Here is a 23,561-nt window from a genome sequence, read left to right as displayed (position 1 = left end):
TTTGGGGCGCTTTGGATATTTCCTGCTACACTTAAAGGATTATTCGAAATAACTTTTCTCGCTATGGTGCAGTTATCTGTATCGATTCACAATTTTTTAATTGGCTTCTATGCAGAAATTCGGCATGGGGCGCTACTCATAAATTCCCTTCGACTGATCTTTCGCTTGTCGCGTTTTTATTGGCGCAGATCCCAGCAGTACCAAAAATTCTTTTTCCTACCTAGCAACAGTGACTAAGGAGATTGTCATGGCGTACAACGAAACACTAGCAGAAAAAGTGCGCAATTTATTACAGGGAAGTCAGGGGCTCTCTGAAAAGCAGATGTTTGGTGGCCTCGCATTTATGTTAAATGGCAATATGGCTTGTGGTGTGGTTGGTGAAGAGTTGATGGTGCGGGTGGGGCCGGATAATTATCAGGATGCTTTGGCTGAGCGTTATACTCGCCCTATGGATTATACCGGTCGCCCTCTAAAGGGGATGGTCTATGTGGAGGAAGATGCAGTGGAGCAGGACCTCGATGAGTGGGTAAATCGGGGGGTGGAATTCGCGGGGTCTCTACCGCCTAAATAACATAAAGCAAAGAATAGAGATGCAATGGTAGCCAAGATTTCCTGGCTTTTGCACTTGGGTTTTTATATCGATTCGCAAAAAAGAGTGCACTATTCTCGAAATATTTCGACAAATGACATTGAGATCGTTTATGCAATCGAGAGTGGTGTATTTCTTTTTTTCTTTTTAATTAAATGTCTATTTATTTGAAAACTTCGTCGCTAACAACTTGTATCACCTATATTCAGCGCCGGGCGTAATTAGAACAAGGGTGGCTGTTTGTTGTGGGTAGAGACTGCAGCATTTGGCAAGGGATCGAGTATGTATTTTATCGAATTAAATAATGGCGTGGAGATTCCCCAAATCGGAATGGGGATGGCTGCGATAGGTAGTTGGCAGCAAGATGATGGTTTTGTCACCGAGGTAATCCTAAAGGCCATGGCAATTGGCTATAGGCATTTCGATACGGCATCTTTATATGGCAATGAACGCGCCTTGGGCCGAGCTATCAAGGAGTCGGGTATCCCCAGGAGTGAACTGTTTATTACCAGTAAGGTCTGGGATACCGAGCAGGGAGGAAAGAAGACTCACGATGCTTTTGCACGAAGCTTGGAGCGTTTGAAACTGGAGTACCTGGATCTTTATTTAATCCAGTGGCCCGTTCCCGCTTATACACGGGAAACCTGGGAGGCGATGGAGGGGCTATACCAACAGAAAAAAGTTCGAGCTTTAGGGGTATCAAATTTCCGCAAATCAGATATTGAGCAAATAGCATCTTTTGCCGAAGTTCGCCCGGTTATTAACCAAATAGAGTTGCATCCATATTTCACCCAGCAACCACTAGTTGACTATTGTCAATTTCATAAAATTGCAATTAGTTGTTGGTCCCCACTGGGTACCGGGGGCTGGGCAGAGGTGCCTTTGGCTGAGAAGCCGATAATGGACCCGGTGATCGCTGAAATTGCTGAAAAGCATTCAGCTACGCCGGCACAAGTCATCTTAAAGTGGAATATTCAGCAGCATCGTATTGTTATACCTAAATCGGAATCTTTAGAGCATATAGGAACTAACTTCTTACTAAGCGATTTTAATCTGAGTAACTCCGATATCCAGTCGATTAACAACTTGAATTGTAACAAGCGGCTTGGCGGTGATCCGGATTATGTACACAAGAAAAATATAACTTTAAAAGTACCGGATTGAGGGCAGAATTTAAATAACGGAAGGAGATAAATTATTTATCCTGCCGTTGTGTCTATAACTCTGTAAAGAAGTTTGTTGTTTTAAGCGGACCGAGAGGAAGTCATCTTTCTTAATAGCTCATAACTTGCGATAGCACAGGCCGAAGTGACATTCATTGAGGAATTAACCCCATGCATAGGGATGTGCACCGTTGCATCGGCTATTTCCAGTATTTCGGAGGCAATTCCATCTTTTTCAGCCCCCAAAACCAAGCAGACCTTATCTCCCTCAACGACAGGGGCTTGACCCAGTTCAACGCTTCTGGATGTGATCTCTAAACAGATTATCCGGTATCCCTCTTCCCGTAGTGCTAAGGCGGCTTTTAGGGCATCTTCCTCGTGTTGATAGGGAATGTGCTGCTCAGTTGAGCGGGATACCTTACGGATCTTGGAGTTTGGTGGTAGCAGACTATCTCCAGCCAGGTAAATTTTCTCTACGCCCAGGGCATCGGCAATGCGAAAGAGTCCACCGATATTGCTGGGTGTGCGAATATCAGTGGCCAAATAGCAAAGGGGAAAATTGTGTTTGCTGGGTGAATGATCGCTGTGCTCTTTCTGCATAGTTACCGCTGCTGAAAATGACTATTAACTGTTGAGAGGTTCTTGGGAACTCTCTACCTGTGAGCCTATTTTAGCTTCTTCGAAAGAAGTATTCCTCATGCGCTCCACTAAAGAAGGCTCCTTGCTGGCCTTTTGGCTTTGTATCTGCATCGCTTGGCGATAAACCTTGTCGGAGACAATAAATTCTTCGGCCCGTTGATTAATTTCACTGTAGCGGGTATTGAGTTCGGAAATTTTATTGGAGAGGTGCTCCAGGTCGAGAATGCGATCAAAGTAGAGGGCAATTAACCGTTCACATTCTCTGGCAATGGCTAGGTATTCATTACCCACCTGGCGGTGTCCCTCATAGTTTTTCTTGAAGTTGAAGAAAGTCTGTACTCCCCCCAGTAAAGCAGCCAGCAAGGCTAAAGCGGCGCCACTCCACTTGGTCCAGTCAGGAAGCTCCGCATTGATTAGGGAAAAGAATAGAGAGCCGAGGAATAAGTTGACCACCACTATGGGGACTCCGCAGAGCACATGCAGATTGCGCCCCTTCATAGAGGCGCGGAAGTGGCTGTGCTTACACAGATGGGCATTCCAGCGCAGTTTGTCCAGTACTGCCACGGTATTCGGTATCGTGCTCATGAATCCCTTCTGCCCCTTTAGTGTTATTTTTGGAGGGCGATAGTTTGCCGGATAAAAATGAGATGTACAGGGTGGAGCAGGGAAGATTGGGATTGAGGTGTTTAATTTACACACTGAGGGTTTAGTGGGCCTTGTGCTGGCGGTTAGTGAGCACCCGCCTTACAAGGCCTCAATTTGAGGGCTTCAAATAGGAGCTGGCAGTGAATTGCCTAGAAGCTATACGTTACGCCGACAGAAGACAGGTTGGCCTTCTCTTTTTTAATCTCGTAGATGGTGTGTTCCAGGTTGATGCCCCAGTCACCGTTCTTCCACTTAACTTCAGCACCGTAGTATGGGTTGCTGCCGCTGTCCTTCTCATTGCTCCAGCTATAAGACCTATCGTAGGACTCTGCATACAAGAGCTCGCGGTCTAGGCTGTATACGCTGCGGTTGCCGGTGTCTTCAGCCTGGCCGCTGTTATTTTCATTCCACTGGTGTACACCAAAGCGAACTCCGGCATTTAAGTTTTGTTGAATTTGCGTCGAAAGGGTTAATCCTAAGCTATAAGAATTGTATTTGGATTCCTGCTGACTTCTGAAATCGTAGTTTTCTATTAATACTTCATCTTCATTGTGCCACTCGAGGCCGTGAGCGCTCTGTTCATAGTCTCTGTGGATATTGCCGAGATTCGCTATACCGCCTTCGAAGGCAATATAGTTATTTACCTGATAGCCAACAGTCAATGCGTAGCCGGTTGAGTGGAGGTCCTCTCTTATCGCAGTGGAGTCTTCGCTATCAAACTGCATATTACCCAGTGAGGCTTTTAGGTAAAAAGGCTTCTCCTCTGCGTAAACGCCGCTACTAACTAATGCGATTAGGGCGGTGAGAGCGATATGATTCAAGGGGTACCTCAATTCAGTCAGTCGACAGGCGCTTGGGTGTTAGCAAGCAGCAAAGGTCGTAAAGTCATGATTGGCGCGCATTGTACATCTGTACAAATTAAGCGTTAAGTAGAAAGGGTCCTTCATTACTGGATTGGAGCGAAAATTCTCATTGCTATGACACTGGGCTTGTCTTTTGGTGACGGCGGTTGAGCTCTTCCCCCATGACTATTAGGTCTGCTTATTTAAATATGCCCCCTTCCTGGAGTATTTTCTTCAGGTCAAGGCTGCGAAAGCCCCTCGATTTCTTGTATTTTGTGCAGCTCCAGATGAGAGGGGTAGCACTGCTCACCAAATTCACCTGGGGAATAAATCAATAAGAAAGTTAACCCTTCTGGCTAGGGGTGAATTGGGAGCTGGTATGTCGATTGCGCGGCAACAATTTATCGTCTTGGGGCCGTTACTGGCTGTAGCGTTTTACATTTTTTTGACTCTACTGGGGATGCAGTATCTTCCGGCAGTAACGGCAGCGATCACCCTGCTAACAGTGACTTGGTGGGTAACAGAGGCGCTTCCTATTCCCGCCACTTCTCTGGTGCCATTTGTGCTTTTACCCCTATTTGGTGTGACGGATCATAAGACTGTTGCGGCATCCCTCGGTAGCCATGTGATTCTGCTTTTGATGGGCGCTTTTATTCTGTCGAAAGCCCTTGAAAAGAGTGGTGCCCACGAACGATTGGCTCTGTATATGTTGCGTATCTTTGGGGTATCTAGCGGTAGGCGCTTGGTGCTCGGTTTTATGCTGGCCGCTGGTTTCCTCAGTATGTGGATTTCCAATACCGCCACAACCCTGATGATGTTACCCATTGCTCTGGCAATTCTCTCTCGTATTGATAATCAGCGCCTCACTGTTGCCCTGGTTCTGGGGATTGCCTATGGAGCAAGCCTTGGAGGTGTGGGGACGCCTCTGGGGACACCGCCCAATGTCATTTTCATGGGAATATATGAAGAGGTCACCGGTCGGGAGTTTAGCTTTCTTGGCTGGATGAAGATCGGGGTACCGGTTGCCCTGGTAACTTTACCGATAATGGCCCTCTGGCTTACCCGCAATGTTCACTTGAAGAATAAAATTGAGCCGCCCCAAGTCGGTGAGTGGCGGGCTGAGGAGAAACGCACTTTGCTAGTGTTCGCCATCGCTATTTTCTTCTGGGTAACCCGTAATGCACCGTTTGGTGGCTGGAGCGACTGGCTGGGGATAGGAGCGGCGGGAGACAGTACCGTAGCCCTCGCTGCAGTGGTGGCAATGTTCCTGGTACCCAATGGCAAAGGAGGGCGCTTGCTGGACTGGCAGACAGCGGAAACCATTCCCTGGGGTATGTTGTTGTTATTTGCAGGTGGTATTGCCCTGGCTAAAGGATTTTCAACTTCTGGCTTAAGCGACATGCTCGGTAATGGATTGTCCTTTCTTACTGCCATGCCACTATGGCTGATGTTGGTGATTCTATGTTTGGGAGTTACCTTTCTTACAGAGATCACCAGTAATACAGCTACCGCGACTCTACTCATGCCCATTCTCGCTGTGGCGGCGACCTCTGCGGGCTTTGAACCTATGGTATTGATGATCCCCGCTGCTATGAGTGCCAGCTGTGCCTTCATGTTGCCTGTTGCCACGGCCCCGAATGCCATTGCTTACGGGACTGGTAAAGTGCGGATACAGGATATGGTTCGCGAGGGGGCGGTACTCAGCGTGACCGCATCGTTGATTATTGCGGGGATGAGCTGGTTGATTTTACCGGGTTGAGTTCACAGGTTTCTCTAGGGCTGGTATCCATTACTTTAGAGTGGGTGGTAAGTGTTTTAAACTCCGCCCCTTTGAGCCTAATAAGGTTATGTACCGGTTACAGAGTGTGAATGGCGTAATCGGAAAAACATGCGGTACAGGAGGTAGATGTGAAGAAAGCTGAGTATAAAATTGCCGTCGGGAAGTCTGGCTTTTCCAGTTTGGAAGAGGAAGTTACCCAGCTGCTGAATGAGGGCTGGAAGCCGATTGGTGGCTTGGCGTTTAATGCGGGTTACCCCTACCAAGCGATGGCGCGAGTGGTGAATGTTGCCAAGCCTTCTGGCCATTCACAGAGCCAGGCCCAAGCGCCATCTGAAGCTGAACCTACCAGAAGGCAATCCTATGGTGCTCAGGATGCGATGCGTATGATTGATGAGCTCACCTGAGATTGATTGATTCGTAGATTGTTATGCGCTGATGTATGGAGGCAACTTTACATCCCTGCGGTGATCAAGCCAATTGTAAGAGCTCCCCTACTGATTAACGGCCTTCTAAAAAAGGTGGGAGAAGAGGCTATGATAGGCTCACTCCGATAGCCTGGACACACTGTGGTCCTGTCAAATGTTTTCACCGCTAACTTCATCACTCGTACGACATGCTTTAGCTATTAAAGGATATTAAGCATAAATGCGAAATTTTCTCGATATTGAAGCCCCCGTCATTGACCGTTTCGGCGGAAAGAAAGGCCTTACGGCCAGACTCACAAAGCCTAAACCCGCTAAAGAAATCTCAGCAATACCCAACAATCAATGGTTGTCAGCGGCATCTCGGGCTGTATTTCAGGCGGGGTTTAGTTGGAAAGTCGTGGAGAAAAAATGGCCGGGGATAGAGCATATTTTTTATGGTTTTGATTTGTCCTTTTGCCGATATCTCTCTGAGGAAGCGCTGGATGACTTAATGCGCCAGGAGGGCATGATTAAGCATTGGACCAAAACCCGCTCAATCTCCCGGAATGCAGACTTCTTCTGGCATTTATCCAATAAGAATGGGAGTCTGGGGGAGTATTTTGCTAGCTGGAATACGAAAAACTACGTAGAGAATCTCCAGAGTTTACGCAAAGGTGGAGACCGACTGGGAGGCAAAACCGCTCAGGTTTTTTTGCGTCGTATGGGGGTGGATACATTGGTCTTTGCCAGCGATACTATTCGTGCTCTGGTGAGAGAGGGGGTAGTAGATAAATCTCCCTCTTCAAAAAAAGACTGGGCCGCACTGCAAGCGGCTATTGAAACTTGGCAGGCGCAGTCGAACCGCAGCTTAAATGAGATTAGCCAGATATTATCCTTATCTGTTGGGTAGTTGGTTAAGCCTGGTAGATGGAGCCCACTGCTTAAGCAGTTTAAAGAGTGGGCTCAGATCATCAGAATTGTAATAACACTAGAACTGGCTTAACTATGGCTGAGGACGAACTCGAAAGTCTACAGAGAGCTCCGCCTCATAAATAACCTCATCAAATGATTTATCCTGGCCAGAATCAATAAAATTGCTCTCAAAGTTACTGCTGGAGTCACGGAAAGCGGTAACAACAACCTCTTCTATAGCCATGGCGCCTTCAGTGGCTCGGTAGTGTATGTTATCACCGCGAATGCCTATCGGTGTCAGCTGGACACCAAGCGCCTTTTCATAATCTGCTTTCTGTTCCAGAATATCTTGCAGAGCCTTGGATTTAACTTTTTTGTTAAACAAATGCTTTTCTGAATGCTCAAATGTGGTGTTTGCTATTTCAACTTCTCTATTTTGATCTGTGAGCTGCGCAATACTGTGGAGTTGGCTTTCCTCGTTGATTGAAATAGTTACGCGGTTAACAACCTTATAGCTCTTGGGTTTCTTGCCCATCCAGCCATATTGGGGTGAGGAGGAAAATTTTGAGCTTTTAATATTTGCTCCCTTGATTCCAGCCTCTGTCAGGCTCTGATGCAATTTGGAACGGAGCCTGTGATTGGCGTCAATTGCATTTGATAGTAGCTCTTCTTCCGTTGTGACAATCAAACTGACAATGGCCTTATCGGAGTAGGCGGTTTCTTCCGCGCTGCCACGGATGGTAACAATACTCTCCGCCGGGTGGAGGAGTCCACGTAGGTCCTGGGGTGTACCTCTAATTTCTGGAGCTGCCAGGCAAGCACTAGATAAGAGCAAGCTGATAATTAGTAGTGGTAGTTTCATTTCACTATATCCTTGTTAGGTTTTTACAGGTGTACTACTTATGCGGTGGAATATCGATTTATTTCATAGGCGTATATTGTTGCCAGGCCCTAATAGCTTGAAGAATGATAATTTTTGTTAAAAGCTGTATAACCTAGCAGCTTTCTATCTCAATCAAAGTATATAGCTTGCTTACTGAACATTAATAAGAAATACCTTGATTATTTGTTTGTCTACACTTTTATTGAATTGTATCTATGATCTTTTAATAAGTTCTCTTTTGGTGACTGCTCGCATCAATGTTCAATACTTTGCGTAGTATTTTTGTTCTCATGTTGCTTTATCAAGACCTTTTGTCTTTTGCAGTTTGATCTATGTCACGGTTTTTGCGGTGGATGCATCACGGAAAATCGATTGCATAGCTAATAAGGTCGCGTTGGCTTACGTGTATCTCAAACCAAATAATGACTATATTTGTAGCGACTTACGGGGTGAAGAAAAATCATGGGAATTTTTTTTAACAAAAAAATATTGGCCCTGGCTCTTACTACTCTGCGGGCTTAACAATCATTAATAGAAATGATTGGTCTTTGAAAGTGAGTGGCTCAGATAACCGTGGCTGGGGCAATGGTCACGTGGTCATTTGGGTACAATTGCGATAAAAATGGAGCGGAGTGATTCACTCGAAGGCTATTTTAATCATTTTGTACTTCTACTTTAGCGATGGTATCCAATGGAGGAGGCCATACGGTGGTACCTCTAGATGCGGAGACCAACCTATCAGTTATTGTTTCTCCTAAATACATAGAAGATTCAGATATGGAGCGCTACCTTCGTGATGAGGTTGGTGCTGATCTTAATGATGTAGATGCTTTTGATGAGGGATGTAGTTCAAATTGGGAGGTTAATTGTTTTCTCTCTTATAGGGCCCATAAGAGTGAATATGATAATGATGATTATCCCATTATAGAGCGCCAGGCTCTTTATTCCGGTAACGGACTGGATTCCTCTTTTTTAACTCGTGTGGGAATTACCAAGGTTAATGGTAGTGGCAGCATTGATGGTGAGGGCTTTAAATGGTTGGTTGAGGATAATAATTGCCAAATTAGTGATCCTCAGTTGATTGGCTTAAGAAATGGTCGTTATTTACTCGGTTATGCTAAATTTCAATGTATCTCGGATAATCTGAAATTTGATCGAATTAATAGCCCTAACTCTCTGCGGTTATTAGTCCCAAAAGCGTATTATGTTTTAGATATCGATTCGGACTTGAATATTTTTGAGGGCCCAGTTCAACTTCCCAACCATGGTTGGGGGGCTAGATGAACCGATGTATTTAGGTGATGGTGAGGTAGCTTGGAGCTACATTAAGAACCCGAAAATTGAAAATTATGGTGGTGGTCAGCAGAATGTGTGGCAGGCGATAATTTATCATTCCAAGAGTACTAATTAAGCCCCTCCGTCAAAAAGGATAGTAAGTTTGTGCTCAGTAATGTTGCTGGGTCATTTTCTATAAATGGTGGAATAAGTTTCATGTTTCTGCTTGAACTCTGCAAAACTTATTTTTTTGTTTAATAGGTAAGCAAAGACTCAAGGTATATTTTCTAAATTAGACTGGCCTTCCTTTGCCAAAGCGGTGCCTGCTGAATATCTACTGTATTAGCCCGTGAAGCTCCAATCCTTTCCTTTCTGGAGCTGCTGGTATCATTAAGTTAAAGCGGCAGGCGGGTAGTACCTCCTGGAACAAAATAGACTCCAGCTATGGAATCGAATACTTCGATTTTGCACAGACGTCTGCGATGTAATTCATCTCATATTTTGGGTTTATATCCATATAGAGCGTTTGCCTAACACCCCATACCTTTACCCCGTCTTGAATATCTTCCTCAGGGGAATGCATAGTTGCCCTAATTTCTATAGCGTTTTTTTGAGAAGTCTAAGGATGTAAATGACTTGATGATACCTCGTAATCTTTACTAAATGGGCCTGGTGGAGGGTGAGCCTCAATAGGCTTGGGCAGACTTTCTTTCTTGAGAGAGGGGGGGGAATAGAGGGGAATAGAGGGGAGTAGTAACTTCAACATTCCTTGCATTGGGTTTATGGATCAGTACCGATCAAGGCAATTTTGATTTGAGTTAATTCGATTAGCAGCTGGTAGTCAAATGTATGTGACTGGCTAGTCCGCAAGCCTGTCGCCCCCGGTTCTCGTTTGGCGCCCTAAGTCCTATATCCGTTGAGCATCCCCGGATAACTTTCCCTGTCCAAAAATGACTCCGGCCAATAAAAATAATTTTTTGGGAAGTGTGATCTAGAGCCGGGAAATAAATATAAGGAAACAACAATGACTCTTTGTAAACGACTAGGTGCGAGTCTCTCACTCGCACTGGCTGGCCTATTTGCTTCCGTATCTGCTGCGGCAGATAACTGCTATATCCTGGTTCACGGACATGGTACCGAAGGGCATATAAAACAGCGCACCAACTCCCAGGGTAAGTTAGAGCAACCAGCCCTAGATTATTGGAGTGAAGCTTTCTTTGATAAATATAACGGCAGTAATTTTATTGAGCAGCTGCGAATCAATGGCGGCAACTATGGAGTTGTAGGTTATAACTCCACCGATGAAGGTGAAATGCCTTACTGGCATGATGGCACAGCTGGCGAAATTGCCAGGCAGATTATCGATATTCGCAGCGGTAAGGGAGATGGCTATCAACATGAGAATCAATGTAAAGCCGATGATACTTTTTGGGTGATTGCCCATAGCCAGGGCGCTGCACAAATGATGTACTTATCTGGTAACGCAGTGCCTGGGTCTCCTTATTACAATCGTGCTTATAATCAGTTTGATAGTAATACTATTACTGAGAGCAATAAGGTATGTACTGGTCGCTGGTTTTGGAAGAGATGTAAAACGGAAACCAAAACCAGAAATGTTGCCGGTTTAGATGACCGCTTTGCTGTAGAGGTCGACTTCGACAAAGCTATGAATGGTATTGCTGCGATCTTTACCACTGGAGGGGCTATTACAGGCACCGAGTTCGTCGATCGCCTGTGTAATGGTAGCTGGATCGAAAGCGTGGTTAACGACCTATTTATCGGTCGTGAATGCTCAGCGGTACGTTATCTGCAAACTAATGATGTGTACTCCGTGCGCAACTATGTGGGCACTAACTTGGCATCGCCCGTATATACCATTGGTGGTTATGCTGGTTTCCCTGGTGTTGCAACCGCAAGTTCTATATTGCTTGCTGGTGAGGACGATGGTTATATTAATCTCGCATCCCAGATGAACTGCTCCGGTTCTGCCAAGCGTAATCTCTATTCAGACCTGAAGGAATACAAAACCTTCCTGGGCATTGCCTATGGCAGCGCTATCTTCTCCTGTGACAACGATCACAAGGGCACAGCGCGTTCATATAACCTGGCAAGCCTCTATACTGACCACGATGCACAGCGTAATGGTGGCATTATGTCCCCAGATTATACCGGCATTCCTAATGGTCTGAACTGCGGTATTGGTAAGAACAGCGCTGGTCGTATTGCTGCCTGTACTCAGTAATTTTTAGATTTACTTTTGTGCCTTTTTTGGCACATTAGGGGGCTTAATCGCTTCCTGCTTCCTCACAGGATAAAGCCCGCTTATTTATAGCGGGCTTTTTTTAGGGAAAGTTCAAGGTGGGTGGTATCAACCGCTGTTACTTACCAGTGCCATTCGGTCATCTTTTCCTTGGAAATGGTGCGTATTCCAAAACGTTAACTATCTATATTGTTTATTGTATGGGGCTTACCGGAATAGTTCGAAGAACTCATTCCTGGGAAATATATATCTGGCATTGTCAGTCAGTAATCTCTCCAGATAGTCTCGCTCAGTGCAAATATATCCTTTAAAGAGTATCAAATAGAATAAAACTGATAAGAGTTACTTCATATACTCACCTGTATTTAATATTTGATTTTTTTGTCCGATTAGTCATAACTATAGCTTCTATCATTGGAGAGTGGGCGATGTAGTCCTCCTTACATTTGGCTTCTCAAGTCAGCCGTGTTCTAAAGGGCTAGTCTTGATAGAGTGTCTTTGGCAGTAGTCTTATGGAGCGGCTTTATGGGCAATCTTAAGTTGGCAGCGGGTGCTGAAATCCCTGCTATTGAAGTGGCCAAGCTGGGTGGTGGGAAAATTCAGCTGGGTAAAATGGAAGGGAGCTTCCCCTGGCAAATGGTAGTGGTTTATCGAGGTAAGCACTGTCCGCTCTGTACCAAGTATTTACGGGAATTGAATGTGCTGCTGCCGAGATATCATGAAGAGGGCGTTTATGTGACAGCTGTGTCAGCGGATAGCGCCGAGAAAGCGTCTGAACAAATGAAGGAGGTCAAACCAGATTTTCCGATAGGTTACAATTTATCCATCCCTCAGATGCAGCAACTTGGAGTCTATATCTCCAATCCCAGGTCTCCACAGGAAACTGATAAGCCTTTTGCCGAACCCGGGATTTTTGTGATTAATGAGGCTGGTAAGCTGCAAATCGTTGATATTTCTAATGCACCCTTCGCCAGACCAGACTTGCAGACTTTGTTGATGGGGATCGAGTTTATTCGAAATCCGGAGCATAACTATCCAATTCGGGGAACCTACTAAAGTCCCTAAGCTGGGGCCGAGTTTCCTAGAAAAACGCAATAAAAACCCCATTGGGATGTGAGATTTTTATTGCGAGTTAACGGTTAACTTTGTAGCTATTTATCAATTCTTTTTAGAGTGTCAGAGGTTTGCCATAGAACCCAGTTTGAGGCCAGTGACATTAGAAATTATTCAACTCTTCACGTAGGTCGTGTTCCAGCTCCTCAGTGCCAGTAATCCATACGCTTTTATCTGGTGCGGGGAATACACCAACTTCAATATTATCTTTTCTCAAGCCGGGGAGCCATTTCTTCAGAAACTGTGGGAGGGGAATACTTTTAGGCGTGAGTTCGGTTTCATCTTTAGCATAAGCGCTAGCAAATTCTGACGTAGGCCATACGGGTAAATATTCAAAACCTCCGTCCTCATCGGTATGTATTTTGAGGAAGCAGTTTTGGTTGTCGACTAATATCCAAATTTCCCGCTCTTCACCGATTGCACTCAGGAAATATTCGTATCGGTCTTCACAACTCTGGTTAATTACTTCATTTAGATTGGGAGTACTCATATATAAATTCGCAATGGCTGATTGTTAGCAGGCTGATATTTACAGGCCTGCTCGAATAAGTGTGTAACAGTAACACAGTCAATGCGAGGCATTATGCGCGAATACAAGATACTGTCCAGATGGTTTGATGTGTTGCCTGGTAGTAGATAGGAGCGGTAGGGATTCTATAGAATATAAATCTATGACTGGTTTGGAGAGTAAATCGAAGTACTCTCAATAAAAATCGGCTTGAAGGCTTATTCCAACAACCCTCTTTATGAGCGACAATTTTTCTTTTTGTGGTAATTCATTAGCCCGAAACCTGTTGCGAACTTTACCATATAATACATTATAAAACTTCAATAAAATCAAATGGTTACGGGTTGATTTTTATAGCAGATAACGCTCAGATTTACTCTATCTAACGACGTTTAAATAAGATAGGTACATTATCTGTTGGCTTAGCCTATTTTTGACCTAGAGTCTCTAGTTGCTATTAGAGAAGCTCTGTCAATATTGGAGCTTGTTTATACAAGCTAGGGGCAGTTTATCATTGTGCAATTTAAGTCATGAGTCGATAAAGCTTCAGTTTCCACTGTTACTGCTCTTGTCACAAAGCTGTGATCAAGAAAGGTATCGAAAAGGGCTTTTGCCTGTGACTCTGAAATTCGGGGCAGCCATAAGAGCATCGAGACCAGTGCCGAGTATTTCCTCGGTAAAGTTCTTGTGATGGCCTGGTAACCGCGAAAGCGGTTACCGAAAAGATCGCGCCTACCGGCGATCGTTTGGCCATGTTATGTGGCTACTCCTGGTTTCATTAAAGACATGGCGGGCCAGTTTCGCTTTCTGGAGTTTGGCAAAGTTGAATTACTATCGAGGAATTGCAGTTCCTTTAAGCAAGCCGCTCAAACTCTTTCTTCGACATGTACTTCGCAGTAGGGTAGTAGGGCCCCATGACCAGGCTGTCCATAGGCGCGGGATTTTCCTCAGTAGGTACCGGAATATTGAGGGGGGAGTTCGGCCAGTCGTAGTTGCTCAGTGACGCCTGGTAGCGTATGTAGACGCAGTTGACCCAGCTGCGAGCGCCGATATAGTGCCCCTCGCCGGCTCCGAACTCTATCCATTTGACGCCGTGCTCGCGGTCTGCATTTTTGGGCCGATCAATCGCCCGGCTCATGACGATAGTGAACTTACGATCCTCAACAAGTGGTATCTCTTCATCGAAGATTGTTGACCAGCCCAGACCCGACGGTGCCGTGCCCCCGGTGGTAAGAGACCAGTAGCGTACCTGGGTTTGCTCTTCGGGCCAGCTCACCTGACCATGCTTGGTTTTAGGAAAAGTTGGCATCTTACCTTCGATCACCACGACCTCGCCAAAAGCTAGCGAGAACAGGCCAACCATGTATACAGTGTCGGGGTTGTTCAGCCATGCTCCGTCATTGCTTGCAGGGCAACGGGTAACCCGCTTGATCGGATCGGGGATGAAGGCGCCTTTGACACTGTAATCCATATTCCAGAATCGCTGGAACATGGGGGCGGGCATAGCAGGTGCATTGACCCGGTCCCAGGAGTCCTCGATCAATTGAAGCCATTCTTTAGTCGGGAATTCCTGCTTCTGCCCCTCCTTAGAAGCCAATAATGCACGGCACATTCTTTCGCCTGTTAGCACCATATCGTCGCTGTTATACAAACCCTCTTCGCCCTGGATCGGGGTCTCCGGAAGGTGCAGCGTGACTGTTGGTAGGCCCAGCTCAACTGGCAATCCACCCTCCTCAAGTGGCGGCATGCGCACGTTGCCTGTGCCATCATAGCCGTTGTCGGGCATATAGTTACGAAACGCGAGGTGGATGCCGGCTCGCTCAGAGTTGGTACCGGTATAAAGTGTATTGGGGCGCGGCTTGTGAGGAGCCTGCCCCGAGCGGATATATACGGTGTAGCGTCGGCGTTCTGTCGGCACATCGCGTCTATTGGGCGACATAAAAGGGTTGATTGAGCCCTCATCGGGCACGATTTGGTCGTCACGCAGGTAACTACCGTTCCCCTGTACTCCGCCCGGCAAATTGTTTGCGATGGTGAGTGAGAAATAACGCAGGTGACCGTAATGTCCCCGCAGCTTCAGGTAAGCGCCTTTTGGCAATTTGAACTGACCGACGAAATAAGTGGAATTTTGATCCGGGTAGGCATTCGCGACTTGAATATCCTGGTGTCCGCGCAATAGACCGTAATCGAGCCCCTTCGGCCCTCCCCAGAAGCAGCTTAAGCGCTGGTATCGCCAATTAGTGACCTCGACAACAGTCATGGGTACCGGCGTGAGTGCAGTCGTGTCGCCAGGTAAGGTAGTCGGCTCAACCTCTTCCGTGCGCTCAGGTGTCACTTCATCGTTCTTCATGGGGAGTCTCCAAGTGATGCTGCGCCTCGGCCAGTAGCCTAGGGCTCCTGGGCAGAGCGTTTGTGTGTGAATTTTATTCGTGTCATTTTGTTATCAGGGGGGACATCAAGTGAATTAGGCTCACTTACAGAGTGAGAACCTATAGCATAGAAATTTAGATTTATGCTTGCTTTACGCGACATTTTTCATGCGATGACATGGCAGGCTTGAGCGCACCTTTTCGTCGCCATTTTATTTGCAAGAAACTATGAAATTTTGTCGAAAGCTAGCCCTCCTCTACGAGTACGCTGGATTCCAACAGGATAGAGTCGTACAAGTCATTGCTACTCCCCCAGTTCAAGTAGCTTCACGAAGAGCACTCCCTGAGGCTTGACCACCAAAACGAAAGCGGATTTAGCCGATTTCGTACTCAGCGACATTGTTCTTTTCTCTAAGGCTGTTAAATCACGAGATAAATTACATGTTTAGTAAATAAATACAGCTCTTCCATAGCTGTTTTATCAGTCCGAGCTATGGGTAAAGGATGTTTAGTGGGGCTGCTATGCTGGATAGCTCCTTTGAAATTGCAAAATGCCTTATCCCTTTTATAGGTATTGATTATGTTTAGGAATATTTACCAAGGCCATTTCTTGCAGAAGATGATGATATTAAAAGTCGTCGTCTAACTAGGAGTGTTTTCAGCAAGTGCCAGTCCCGAAAAATTAGATGCAAGGTCATTTCGCAGAGTGTTTTTTCCGTTGCTGAATCATTAAGGTTGAAATTTTTTTAGATGGTGAGTGCACGTTGTTAGCTTCAGCGATCGTGGATTAATGCTTTGGTTATCTTTTAGCTGTAAAGTGTGTTATGGACTAGAAGGTAATCTAAGGTAAGATATTTTCCATTTTAGCTAGAAAATTTTCCTGGCAGATTTGCCTAAGCTTGGCAAGGTATTCGGCTCCATAAAAAGTAATTTTATGCAATTTTAGAAGTGTTCTTGCTAAATCATTTGTTTTGCTCAACAGGATTGGAATTCTTTAGATCTTTTACATAACACCTAACTTTATCAAAGTCACTAAAATTTTGAAGGCACATAAAATATTTCGACGAGTAAACGGCTAAACATAAAAATTACATACCACTCACTTCAATACATCTCTGCCTGTGAGCGACTATTTTTATAGTAACTCCATTGCAACAGCCTATTAGGGAGGGTTCCGAAATAGCGAAAACTCGCTATTAGTATGGATAAACCTTTTTTATATTGCTTTACGCTTAACTCGACAAATAAGAAGTATTCTCAAAGTTGCCAGATGGTGTGATTTTAGTCACTTAATATTGAGACTTACACATCTCTTCCCCTGCGCTGTGCGGCTGTTTTGATATTAGTTAATCCGGATTTCAAAGAAGTTTTTCTCTTTGCTTAGGTCCTTGATTTCAGAAAACTACTGGAACTGGTTTAGCACGCTAGGGAATTATTCTTTGGAGCCCTATTGGCTGGGTGACGGTTAGCGATTCGCAGTAAGAAGCTACTTGATTAGGGTGGGAGAGGGCCAGGCTCTGCTAAAAAGTTAATGAATTACTCATTAAGGGGGGGCAAGCACTCTCCACTAAAAATAGACTCCGAGGGGGCAGAGTGTATTGCAATGAGTGTTGAGTTTGGTGGGGGCCTGTGGAAAGGTAGGGGAAGCCTTTTTTACGCTTCGGTTTTAAACTATTCAGAATCGGATAAAAAAAACGGGCTGAAAGCCCGTTTTCAATACTTCTCTTCCTGTGAGCGACTACTTTTTCCTTTTGTAGTAATTCACTGGCCGGAAGCCTCTCTTACCACTGCAGTGCGCCGCCGGTTTGATATTCGATAACGCGGGTTTCAAAGAAGTTTTTCTCTTTGCGCAGGTCCATAATCTCAGACATCCACGGGAATGGGTTCTGTGCGCCTGGGAATTGCTCTTTCAGGCCCAGCTGGCTGAGGCGCCGGTTGGCGATAAACTGGAGGTATTCCTCCATCATATTTGCATTCATGCCGAGTACGCCGCGGGGCATAGTGTCGCGGGCGTAGGCCACTTCGAGCTCCATACCTTCGAGAATCATCTGGGTCACTTCCTGCTGGAATTCCGCCGTCCACAGGTGTGGATTTTCCAGCTTGATTTGGTTGATCACGTCGATGCCAAAGTTCAGGTGCATGGACTCGTCGCGCAGGATGTACTGGAACTGCTCGGCAACACCAGTCATTTTGTTGCGGCGGCCCATAGACAGAATCTGGCTGAAGCCACAGTAGAAGAAGATACCCTCGGTAACGGCATAGAAGGCGATCAAGTTGCGCAGCAGCTCCTGGTCGGATTCAACGGTGCCGGTTTTGAAGTTGGGATCGCCAATGGCCTGAGTGTGGGACAGGCTCCAGGCCGCCTTTTTGGCAACGGCGGGTACTTCGCGGTACATATTGAAGACTTCGCCTTCATCCATGCCCAGGGATTCTACACAGTACTGGTAGGCGTGGGTGTGGATGGCTTCTTCAAAAGACTGGCGCAGCAGGTACTGGCGGCACTCTGGGTTGGTGATATGACGGTAGATCGCCAGTACCAGGTTGTTGGCAACCAGGGAGTCTGCGGTGGAGAAATAACCCAGGGAGTATTCTACGATGCGACGCTCGTCCTCGGTCAGACCGTTGGGGTCTTTCCACATGGACACGTCTTTGTTCATGTTGATTTCCTGGGGCATCCAGTGGTTGGCGCAGCCATCCAGGTATTTTTGCCAGGCCCAGTCGTATTTAAAGGGGACCAGCTGGTTGAGGTCGGCGCGGCAATTAATAATGCGCTTTTCATCCACCTGAATGCGGGCTGCGCCCATTTCCAGTTCTTCCAGGCCGGGCGCTGGGTCCAGGCTGGCAACGGCTGCACGTGCAGCTTCAACAGCGGCGGAGCCATTTTTTGTGGTGGAGCTCGCTGGAGCTTCCGCAGAGTAAGAAGCGCTGGGCTCTTGTACGGATTTCGCCTGGGGCTCCGCTGCGGTCTGCGCCTTAACGGCTTTTTCGGGTTGTTGGGGCTTTGTCTCGAAATCGTCCCAGCTCAGCATAGTCGGCCCTTTTAATCGGTCTCGTTATCGAAAATTCGATATTAATTTCTGTGTTCTTCCTGGCGCTACATTTGCAGAGCGAGGCCAGGGGTGCTATTCCGGAATTTTCCGGCAGTGGTCAATCGCTGCAGGTATTTTTACCCCAGCGGGGCACAAAGTTTCTGTGCCAGATCAATTATCACTTTGCTTTTAGCCAAAACTTATTTTTGGGTTTTCACCGCACGGCTGTGAGGTTTGTGGCAAAGTTTTTTTCGTGGTTTTCATACGCCGCACAGTTTGTGCGGGTTACTGAAAACGCAGTTGGGAAAAAACGCAGACGATCCCCGGCCCGAAAATTCTTCCCGGTGTTTGCATACCGGGTGGGCCGGGGTCGTTGCGCATGGTCATGCCCGCACTTGCGGTTACGACGCTCTCCCCCGAGAGTGAGTACAGGCCCCAGGAGGGGCCAAATTTTTACTGACAGGCTTCGCAGTCTGGATCGTCCAGAGAGCAAGCCTGCGGCACTGCAGCCGGTGCGGGTGCAGCCTGTTCTACAGGCGCTGCGGCGGCGGCACCATTGCTGCTGCCGTGTGCGCTTACCGCGTTCAGGGTGCCGCTGTTTACAGTGGATTTCTCTGTGGTAGTGGCAGCCAGGGCGCGCAGGTAGTAAGTGGTCTTCAGACCGCGGAACCAAGCCATGCGATAGGTCAGGTCCAGCTTCTTGCCATCAGCGCCGGCAATATACAGGTTCAGGGATTGGGCCTGGTCGATCCACTTTTGGCGACGGCTGGCGGCATCCACAATCCAACGCGGTTCCACTTCAAACGCGGTGCGGTATTTTGCTTTCAGGTCTTCTGGTACGCGATCGATTTTCTGTACAGAACCCTCGTAGTATTTCAGGTCGTTAACCATGACCTGGTCCCACAGGCCGCGATCTTTCAGATCGTGTACCAGGTAGGGGTTTACTACGGTGAATTCGCCGGACAGGTTCGATTTCACATACAGGTTTTGATAAGTCGGTTCGATCGACTGGGAAACCCCGGTGATATTGGCAATGGTCGCGGTAGGGGCGATCGCCATCACGTTGGAGTTGCGCATACCCTGGGCTTTTACTTTTTCGCGCAGGCCGTTCCAGTCCAGAGAGGAGCTGGTGTCCTGATCGATAAATTGCTGGCCGCGCTGCTCAGCCAGGATCTGGATGGAATCCAGTGGCAGAACACCCTTGCTCCACAGGGAGCCTTCGTAGGTCTGGTACTTGCCGCGCTCGGCAGCCAGGTCGCTGGAAGCGGAGATGGCTTCGAAGCTAATCGCTTCCATGGTGTTGTCGGCGAAGGCTACGGCTTCATCGCTGGCGTAGGCGATGCCGGCTTTGTACAGCGCGTCCTGGAAGCCCATCAGGCCCATGCCCACAGGGCGGTGACGCATGTTGGACTGACGTGCACTTTCAACCGCGTAGTAATTAATGTCGATAACGTTATCGAGCATACGTACCGCGGTTTTTACGGTATTAGCCAGTTTGGTGCGGTCGAGTTCACCGTTTTCACCAATGTGTTGAGCCAGGTTGACAGAGCCCAGGTTACACACGGCGATTTCGTCGTCGGCCTTGGTGTTGAGCGTGATCTCGGTGCACAGGTTGGAGCTGTGAACCACACCGGCGTGTTGCTGCGGGCTGCGCAGGTTGCAGCTGTCTTTAAAGGTGATCCAGGGGTGGCCGGTTTCGAACAGCATGCCCAGCATCTTGCGCCACAGGTCTAGTGCGCGGATCTTCTTGAACAGACGCAGCTTGCCTTCGGCAGCCAGTTGCTCGTAGTGGTTGTAGCGCTCTTCAAAGGCGGTGCCGAACAGGTCGTGCAGGTCCGGGCAATCGGCCGGGGAGAAGAGGGTCCACTCTTTGTCTTCGAACACGCGCTTCATAAACAGGTCGGGGACCCAGTTGGCGGTGTTCATATCGTGGGTGCGGCGGCGGTCGTCACCAGTGTTTTTGCGCAGCTCGAGGAATTCCTCGATATCCAGGTGCCAGGTTTCCAGGTAGGCACACACAGCGCCTTTGCGCTTACCGCCCTGGTTGACGGCTACTGCGGTGTCATTGGCCACTTTCAGGAAGGGCACAACACCTTGGGACTTGCCGTTGGTGCCTTTGATATAGGAACCCAGGGAGCGCACCGGCGTCCAGTCGTTACCGAGACCGCCGGCCCACTTGGACAGCATGGCGTTGTCGCGGATAGCACCGTAAATACCGTGCAGGTCGTCCGGTACTGTAGTCAGGTAGCAGGAGGACAGCTGCGGGCGCAGGGTGCCGGCGTTGAACAGGGTCGGGGTGGAGCTCATGTAGTCGAAAGAGCTCAACAGGTTGTAGAACTCTACCGCGCGCTCGTTCTTGTTTTCTTCGTTAATGCTGAGGCCCATGGCGACGCGCATAAAGAAAATCTGCGGCAGCTCGAAACGAATATCGTCACTGTGCAGGAAGTAGCGGTCGTACAGAGTCTGCAGGCCCAGGTAGGTAAACTGGTGATCGCGTTCGCCTTTTAAAGCTTCGCCGAGTTTTTCCAGGTCGAAGGTGGCCAGGGCCGGGTCCAGCAGGTCCAGCTCGATACCCTTTTTCACGTAAGCGGGCAGAGTGGAAGCGTAAAGTTTTTCCATCTCGTGCTGGGTGGCGCGCTCGGCGATATCGAGGAAGCGCAGGGCTTCGGAGCGCAGCTTGTCCAGCAGTAGGCTGGCCGTGGCGTAAGTGTAATTTGGCTCTTTTTCAACCAGAGTACGCGCAGTAATTACCAGGGCGGTATTGATATCGTTTTCGGAGACGCCGTCGTAAAGGTTCTTCAGGGCCTCGCTGAGGATGGCCTCGGCGTTGACGTCTTTCAGACCCTCACAGGCTTCGCTGACAACAGTGCGCAGGCGCTCCATATCCAGGGGAACAAGGCTGTCGTCGTCGAGTTTAACGCGGATGCTGGGGTGCGCATCGACAGCCTGTTCGGTTTGACTGGCACTTTTTTCTTTTTCCGCACGCAGGCGTGCGTGCTCTTCGCGGTAGAGTACGTAGTCGCGGGCAACCTTGTGTTCACCGGCGCGCATCAGGGCCAGTTCCACCTGGTCCTGAATTTCCTCGATATGGATAGTGCCGCCAGAGGGCATGCGACGCTTAAAGGTGGCGCTGATCTGGCCAACCAGCTCCTCGACTTGCTCGTGTACACGGCTGGACGCAGCGGCGGTGCCGCCTTCAACAGCGAGAAAGGCCTTAGTAACGGCAACGGAAATTTTGCCATCGTCGTAGGGGACAACGGTACCATTGCGCTTGATGACGCGGATCTGGCCCGGTGCGGTGGCGGCCAGAGTGGTGCCGTCAGTAGCCTGGTCGCTGGTTGTGCCTGATTTTGCCGCAGGCACGGTTTGAGAGCGCCCTGTCTCTGTGTGCATGTAAATCTCCGAAAGGTTTGTATTGTTGTCTGTCCGCGTGTGTTCACCAGAACAGCGCCACTGGACTGCGTGGCATGTGCGGAGCGAGTCCATCGCTTGGCCAGTGATTCCTCCCACACCGTGAAGGCACTGGAAACAGGCGGCTCGGTGGCCGGCATTCAGTTAAGCTTTGCCGGCTGCTGCCTGTGGCGGATCATTCCTTTCCGCCCGCTTACCTCTGATTCTGCTTTGAAAAAAGCAGCGTCTGGCACCGGCCGCCAAAAAGTGTGGCGGAGTGCCGGGATTCGCCCCTAGATTTGGGGATGCTCAAGGTCCCTTACCCCAATATATAGGGGGTATGCCTCGAGCGCGCTACAAGATAATGCGGTAGGCGGGTCAGTTCAAGCCGAATAACTTTGTGGTTGTTTGTGGATAAATTGTGGGTAGGCGTGTTGAGTCAGTAGCCACTTCCGCGGCAGGTCCCGCCACAGCTGGGCTGCATGGCATTTGTCAGTGAAGGGAGAAGGGTAATACAAGCTCTTACAATTTTTTTTAATAGCCGGGGCGTTCTAAATTAACAACGGCAATAACCATTTGCGAATGTGCGCAATTTGAGCAAGTTGGTACTAAGATGATCAGTTTTGTGGCGTGATTTTTTTGTTGCAACATGCTTGGTTATTATTTGTTCATCCGTATTGTTTCGTCTGAACCTGTATTTTGATGCCACGAAAAAAGTGCGTGGTCGTTTTTTATACGGATGTCAGTTGGTGGAGGGGTGGTAGGGTGGAGGATGGGCCAGTCGACAGGTTGTAAATAACGCCATCGACCGACGCATAAAAAACCTTACTGGCTGTGCTCCTGTAAAAACTCCATGAGTGCTTTTTGTGCATGTAGGCGATTTTCCGCCTCGTCCCACACCTTGGAAATACGCTCGTCCTCCAGTAATTCGGCGCTGACTTCCTCACCGCGGTGCGCTGGTAGACAATGCATGAAAATTGCGTTTTCGTTAGCGTGGCTCATCAGCTCGTGATTCACTTGGTAGCGGTCGAAGGCTTCGCTGCGGGCTTGTTGTTCTGTCTCCTGGCCCATGGAAGCCCATACATCGGTACTGACCCAGTCGGCATCGCGCACGGCCTCCATAGGGTTATGCACAACTTTTACCCGATCGCCGGCGGCAGCGACAATATCGGCATCTGGAGCATATCCTTGGGGGCAAGAGATACGTAGTTCAAAGTCGCAAAGCCGCGCCGCATTGATATAGGAGTGACACATATTGTTGCCGTCGCCCACCCAGGCCACCACTTTGCCCGCGGGGCTGCCGCGGTGTTCGACGAAAGTCTGGATATCGGCGAGCAGCTGGCATGGGTGGTAACTGTCAGATAAAGCATTGATTACGGGCACTCGTGAGTGGGCTGCGAAGCGCTCCACATTTTGATGGCCGAAGGTGCGGATCATCACCATGTCGACCATGCGGGAGATGACTCGGGCACTGTCCTCGATGGGTTCACCGCGCCCCAGCTGAGTATCCCGCGGCGATAGGAATAGGGCGCTGCCACCCATCTGCGCCATGCCAGCTTCAAAAGAGACGCGGGTGCGGGTGGAAGACTTTTCAAAAATCATCCCCAGCACTTTGCCGCGAAAAAGGTCGGTAGTAATGCCCTGGTTGCGTAAGGTTTTTAATTCGATAGCGCGCTCGATAATTTGTTTTAGCTCCTCTGCGGAGAGATCCATTAAGGTGAGGAAATGCCTGGTTGCCATAAATTGTTCTCCTTTGAGTG

The 23,561-nt window shown here is 48.2% G+C and carries 18 protein-coding genes; 9 read left to right on the top strand and 9 right to left on the bottom strand.

Going from position 1 to position 23,561, the window contains the following annotated elements:
* Positions 1–247: 247 nt before the first annotated feature.
* Together ACJJJA_RS17470 and ACJJJA_RS17465 are read left to right on the top strand one after the other, a co-directional pair.
* A complete protein-coding gene (locus ACJJJA_RS17470; RefSeq protein WP_252082900.1) occupies positions 248–571 on the top strand; it encodes a TfoX/Sxy family protein in 324 nt (107 codons plus the stop codon).
* Between the two features lie 300 nt (positions 572–871).
* Positions 872–1,753, top strand: coding sequence for an aldo/keto reductase (locus ACJJJA_RS17465; protein ID WP_252082898.1), 882 nt, complete (start codon positions 872–874; stop codon positions 1,751–1,753).
* A gap of 80 nt (positions 1,754–1,833) precedes the next feature.
* On the opposite strand, the gene ACJJJA_RS17460 is transcribed toward ACJJJA_RS17465, so the two are convergent.
* From ACJJJA_RS17460 to ACJJJA_RS17450, 3 genes are all read right to left on the bottom strand, one after another.
* Positions 1,834–2,352, bottom strand: coding sequence for a TrmH family RNA methyltransferase (locus tag ACJJJA_RS17460; protein WP_444902897.1), 519 nt, complete (start codon positions 2,350–2,352; stop codon positions 1,834–1,836).
* 24 nt (positions 2,353–2,376) lie between these two features.
* Complete coding sequence (locus ACJJJA_RS17455; RefSeq protein ID WP_252082895.1) at positions 2,377–2,976, bottom strand: SLATT domain-containing protein; 600 nt, start codon at positions 2,974–2,976, stop codon at positions 2,377–2,379.
* Positions 2,977–3,185: 209 nt separating this feature from the next.
* Positions 3,186–3,857 carry an outer membrane beta-barrel protein gene (locus ACJJJA_RS17450; protein WP_444902896.1) on the bottom strand — a complete coding sequence of 224 codons (672 nt, stop codon included), beginning with the start codon at positions 3,855–3,857 and terminating at the stop codon, positions 3,186–3,188.
* Positions 3,858–4,257: 400 nt separating this feature from the next.
* On the opposite strand from ACJJJA_RS17450, the gene ACJJJA_RS17445 reads away from it, so the two are divergent.
* The 3 genes from ACJJJA_RS17445 (at position 4,258) to ACJJJA_RS17435 (ending at position 6,972) form a co-directional block, all read left to right on the top strand.
* Positions 4,258–5,637: an SLC13 family permease gene (locus ACJJJA_RS17445; RefSeq protein WP_444902895.1), complete on the top strand. Its 1,380-nt coding sequence runs from the start codon at positions 4,258–4,260 to the stop codon at positions 5,635–5,637.
* A 149-nt stretch (positions 5,638–5,786) separates the two neighbouring features.
* A complete protein-coding gene (locus tag ACJJJA_RS17440; protein WP_444902894.1) occupies positions 5,787–6,062 on the top strand; it encodes a hypothetical protein in 276 nt (91 codons plus the stop codon).
* 241 nt (positions 6,063–6,303) lie between these two features.
* Positions 6,304–6,972, top strand: coding sequence for a DNA-3-methyladenine glycosylase I (locus ACJJJA_RS17435; protein WP_444902893.1), 669 nt, complete (start codon positions 6,304–6,306; stop codon positions 6,970–6,972).
* A 93-nt stretch (positions 6,973–7,065) separates the two neighbouring features.
* Here the strand turns inward: ACJJJA_RS17435 and ACJJJA_RS17430 are convergent, their stop codons facing one another.
* Complete coding sequence (locus tag ACJJJA_RS17430; RefSeq protein WP_444902892.1) at positions 7,066–7,836, bottom strand: SIMPL domain-containing protein; 771 nt, start codon at positions 7,834–7,836, stop codon at positions 7,066–7,068.
* Positions 7,837–8,565: 729 nt separating this feature from the next.
* Between ACJJJA_RS17430 and ACJJJA_RS17425 the strand changes: the two genes are divergently transcribed.
* The 3 genes from ACJJJA_RS17425 to ACJJJA_RS17415 all read left to right on the top strand — a co-directional run bounded on the left by ACJJJA_RS17425 (position 8,566) and on the right by ACJJJA_RS17415 (position 12,448).
* The gene (locus tag ACJJJA_RS17425; RefSeq protein ID WP_444902891.1) at positions 8,566–9,141 is read left to right on the top strand and encodes a hypothetical protein; all 576 of its coding nucleotides are present in this window, start codon (positions 8,566–8,568) and stop codon (positions 9,139–9,141) included.
* Positions 9,142–10,156: 1,015 nt separating this feature from the next.
* Complete coding sequence (locus ACJJJA_RS17420) at positions 10,157–11,374, top strand: hypothetical protein (protein ID WP_444902890.1); 1,218 nt, start codon at positions 10,157–10,159, stop codon at positions 11,372–11,374.
* 543 nt (positions 11,375–11,917) lie between these two features.
* The gene (locus ACJJJA_RS17415; protein ID WP_444902889.1) at positions 11,918–12,448 is read left to right on the top strand and encodes a redoxin domain-containing protein; all 531 of its coding nucleotides are present in this window, start codon (positions 11,918–11,920) and stop codon (positions 12,446–12,448) included.
* A 160-nt stretch (positions 12,449–12,608) separates the two neighbouring features.
* Here the strand turns inward: ACJJJA_RS17415 and ACJJJA_RS17410 are convergent, their stop codons facing one another.
* The 4 genes from ACJJJA_RS17410 to ACJJJA_RS17395 all read right to left on the bottom strand — a co-directional run bounded on the left by ACJJJA_RS17410 (position 12,609) and on the right by ACJJJA_RS17395 (position 21,804).
* Positions 12,609–12,995 carry a DUF2750 domain-containing protein gene (locus ACJJJA_RS17410; RefSeq protein ID WP_252082877.1) on the bottom strand — a complete coding sequence of 129 codons (387 nt, stop codon included), beginning with the start codon at positions 12,993–12,995 and terminating at the stop codon, positions 12,609–12,611.
* A gap of 871 nt (positions 12,996–13,866) precedes the next feature.
* Positions 13,867–15,363, bottom strand: a complete 1,497-nt coding sequence (locus ACJJJA_RS17405) for a hypothetical protein (RefSeq protein WP_444902888.1) — start codon at positions 15,361–15,363, stop codon at positions 13,867–13,869.
* 1,800 nt (positions 15,364–17,163) lie between these two features.
* Positions 17,164–18,411 carry a ribonucleotide-diphosphate reductase subunit beta gene (locus ACJJJA_RS17400; protein ID WP_444889675.1) on the bottom strand — a complete coding sequence of 416 codons (1,248 nt, stop codon included), beginning with the start codon at positions 18,409–18,411 and terminating at the stop codon, positions 17,164–17,166.
* Between the two features lie 453 nt (positions 18,412–18,864).
* Complete coding sequence (locus ACJJJA_RS17395) at positions 18,865–21,804, bottom strand: ribonucleoside-diphosphate reductase subunit alpha (protein WP_444902887.1); 2,940 nt, start codon at positions 21,802–21,804, stop codon at positions 18,865–18,867.
* A 39-nt stretch (positions 21,805–21,843) separates the two neighbouring features.
* Between ACJJJA_RS17395 and ACJJJA_RS17390 the strand changes: the two genes are divergently transcribed.
* Positions 21,844–22,098, top strand: coding sequence for a hypothetical protein (locus tag ACJJJA_RS17390; RefSeq protein WP_444884105.1), 255 nt, complete (start codon positions 21,844–21,846; stop codon positions 22,096–22,098).
* Between the two features lie 528 nt (positions 22,099–22,626).
* On the opposite strand, the gene argF is transcribed toward ACJJJA_RS17390, so the two are convergent.
* Positions 22,627–23,541, bottom strand: coding sequence for an ornithine carbamoyltransferase (argF, locus tag ACJJJA_RS17385; RefSeq protein WP_444886903.1), 915 nt, complete (start codon positions 23,539–23,541; stop codon positions 22,627–22,629).
* Between the last annotated feature and the right edge of the window lie 20 nt (positions 23,542–23,561).

It is taken from the genome of Microbulbifer mixtoriginis (SeqCode), from assembly GCF_052466865.1.
This window is presented reverse-complemented; position numbering and strand designations above follow the sequence as displayed.

Excerpts from the sequence above, each read along its gene's own strand:
- ACJJJA_RS17470 (WP_252082900.1), top strand. The coding sequence starts at position 248 with ATGGCGTACAACGAAACACTAGCAGAAAAAGTGCGCAATTTATTACAG.
- ACJJJA_RS17465 (WP_252082898.1), top strand. The coding sequence starts at position 872 with ATGTATTTTATCGAATTAAATAATGGCGTGGAGATTCCCCAAATCGGA.
- ACJJJA_RS17460 (WP_444902897.1), bottom strand. The coding sequence starts at position 2,352 with ATGCAGAAAGAGCACAGCGATCATTCACCCAGCAAACACAATTTTCCC.
- ACJJJA_RS17455 (WP_252082895.1), bottom strand. The coding sequence starts at position 2,976 with ATGAGCACGATACCGAATACCGTGGCAGTACTGGACAAACTGCGCTGG.
- ACJJJA_RS17445 (WP_444902895.1), top strand. The coding sequence starts at position 4,258 with ATGTCGATTGCGCGGCAACAATTTATCGTCTTGGGGCCGTTACTGGCT.
- ACJJJA_RS17435 (WP_444902893.1), top strand. The coding sequence starts at position 6,304 with ATGCGAAATTTTCTCGATATTGAAGCCCCCGTCATTGACCGTTTCGGC.
- ACJJJA_RS17430 (WP_444902892.1), bottom strand. The coding sequence starts at position 7,836 with ATGAAACTACCACTACTAATTATCAGCTTGCTCTTATCTAGTGCTTGC.
- ACJJJA_RS17420 (WP_444902890.1), top strand. The coding sequence starts at position 10,157 with ATGACTCTTTGTAAACGACTAGGTGCGAGTCTCTCACTCGCACTGGCT.
- ACJJJA_RS17415 (WP_444902889.1), top strand. The coding sequence starts at position 11,918 with ATGGGCAATCTTAAGTTGGCAGCGGGTGCTGAAATCCCTGCTATTGAA.
- ACJJJA_RS17410 (WP_252082877.1), bottom strand. The coding sequence starts at position 12,995 with ATGAGTACTCCCAATCTAAATGAAGTAATTAACCAGAGTTGTGAAGAC.
- ACJJJA_RS17405 (WP_444902888.1), bottom strand. The coding sequence starts at position 15,363 with ATGAAGAACGATGAAGTGACACCTGAGCGCACGGAAGAGGTTGAGCCG.
- ACJJJA_RS17400 (WP_444889675.1), bottom strand. The coding sequence starts at position 18,411 with ATGCTGAGCTGGGACGATTTCGAGACAAAGCCCCAACAACCCGAAAAA.
- ACJJJA_RS17395 (WP_444902887.1), bottom strand. The coding sequence starts at position 21,804 with ATGCACACAGAGACAGGGCGCTCTCAAACCGTGCCTGCGGCAAAATCA.
- argF (WP_444886903.1), bottom strand. The coding sequence starts at position 23,541 with ATGGCAACCAGGCATTTCCTCACCTTAATGGATCTCTCCGCAGAGGAG.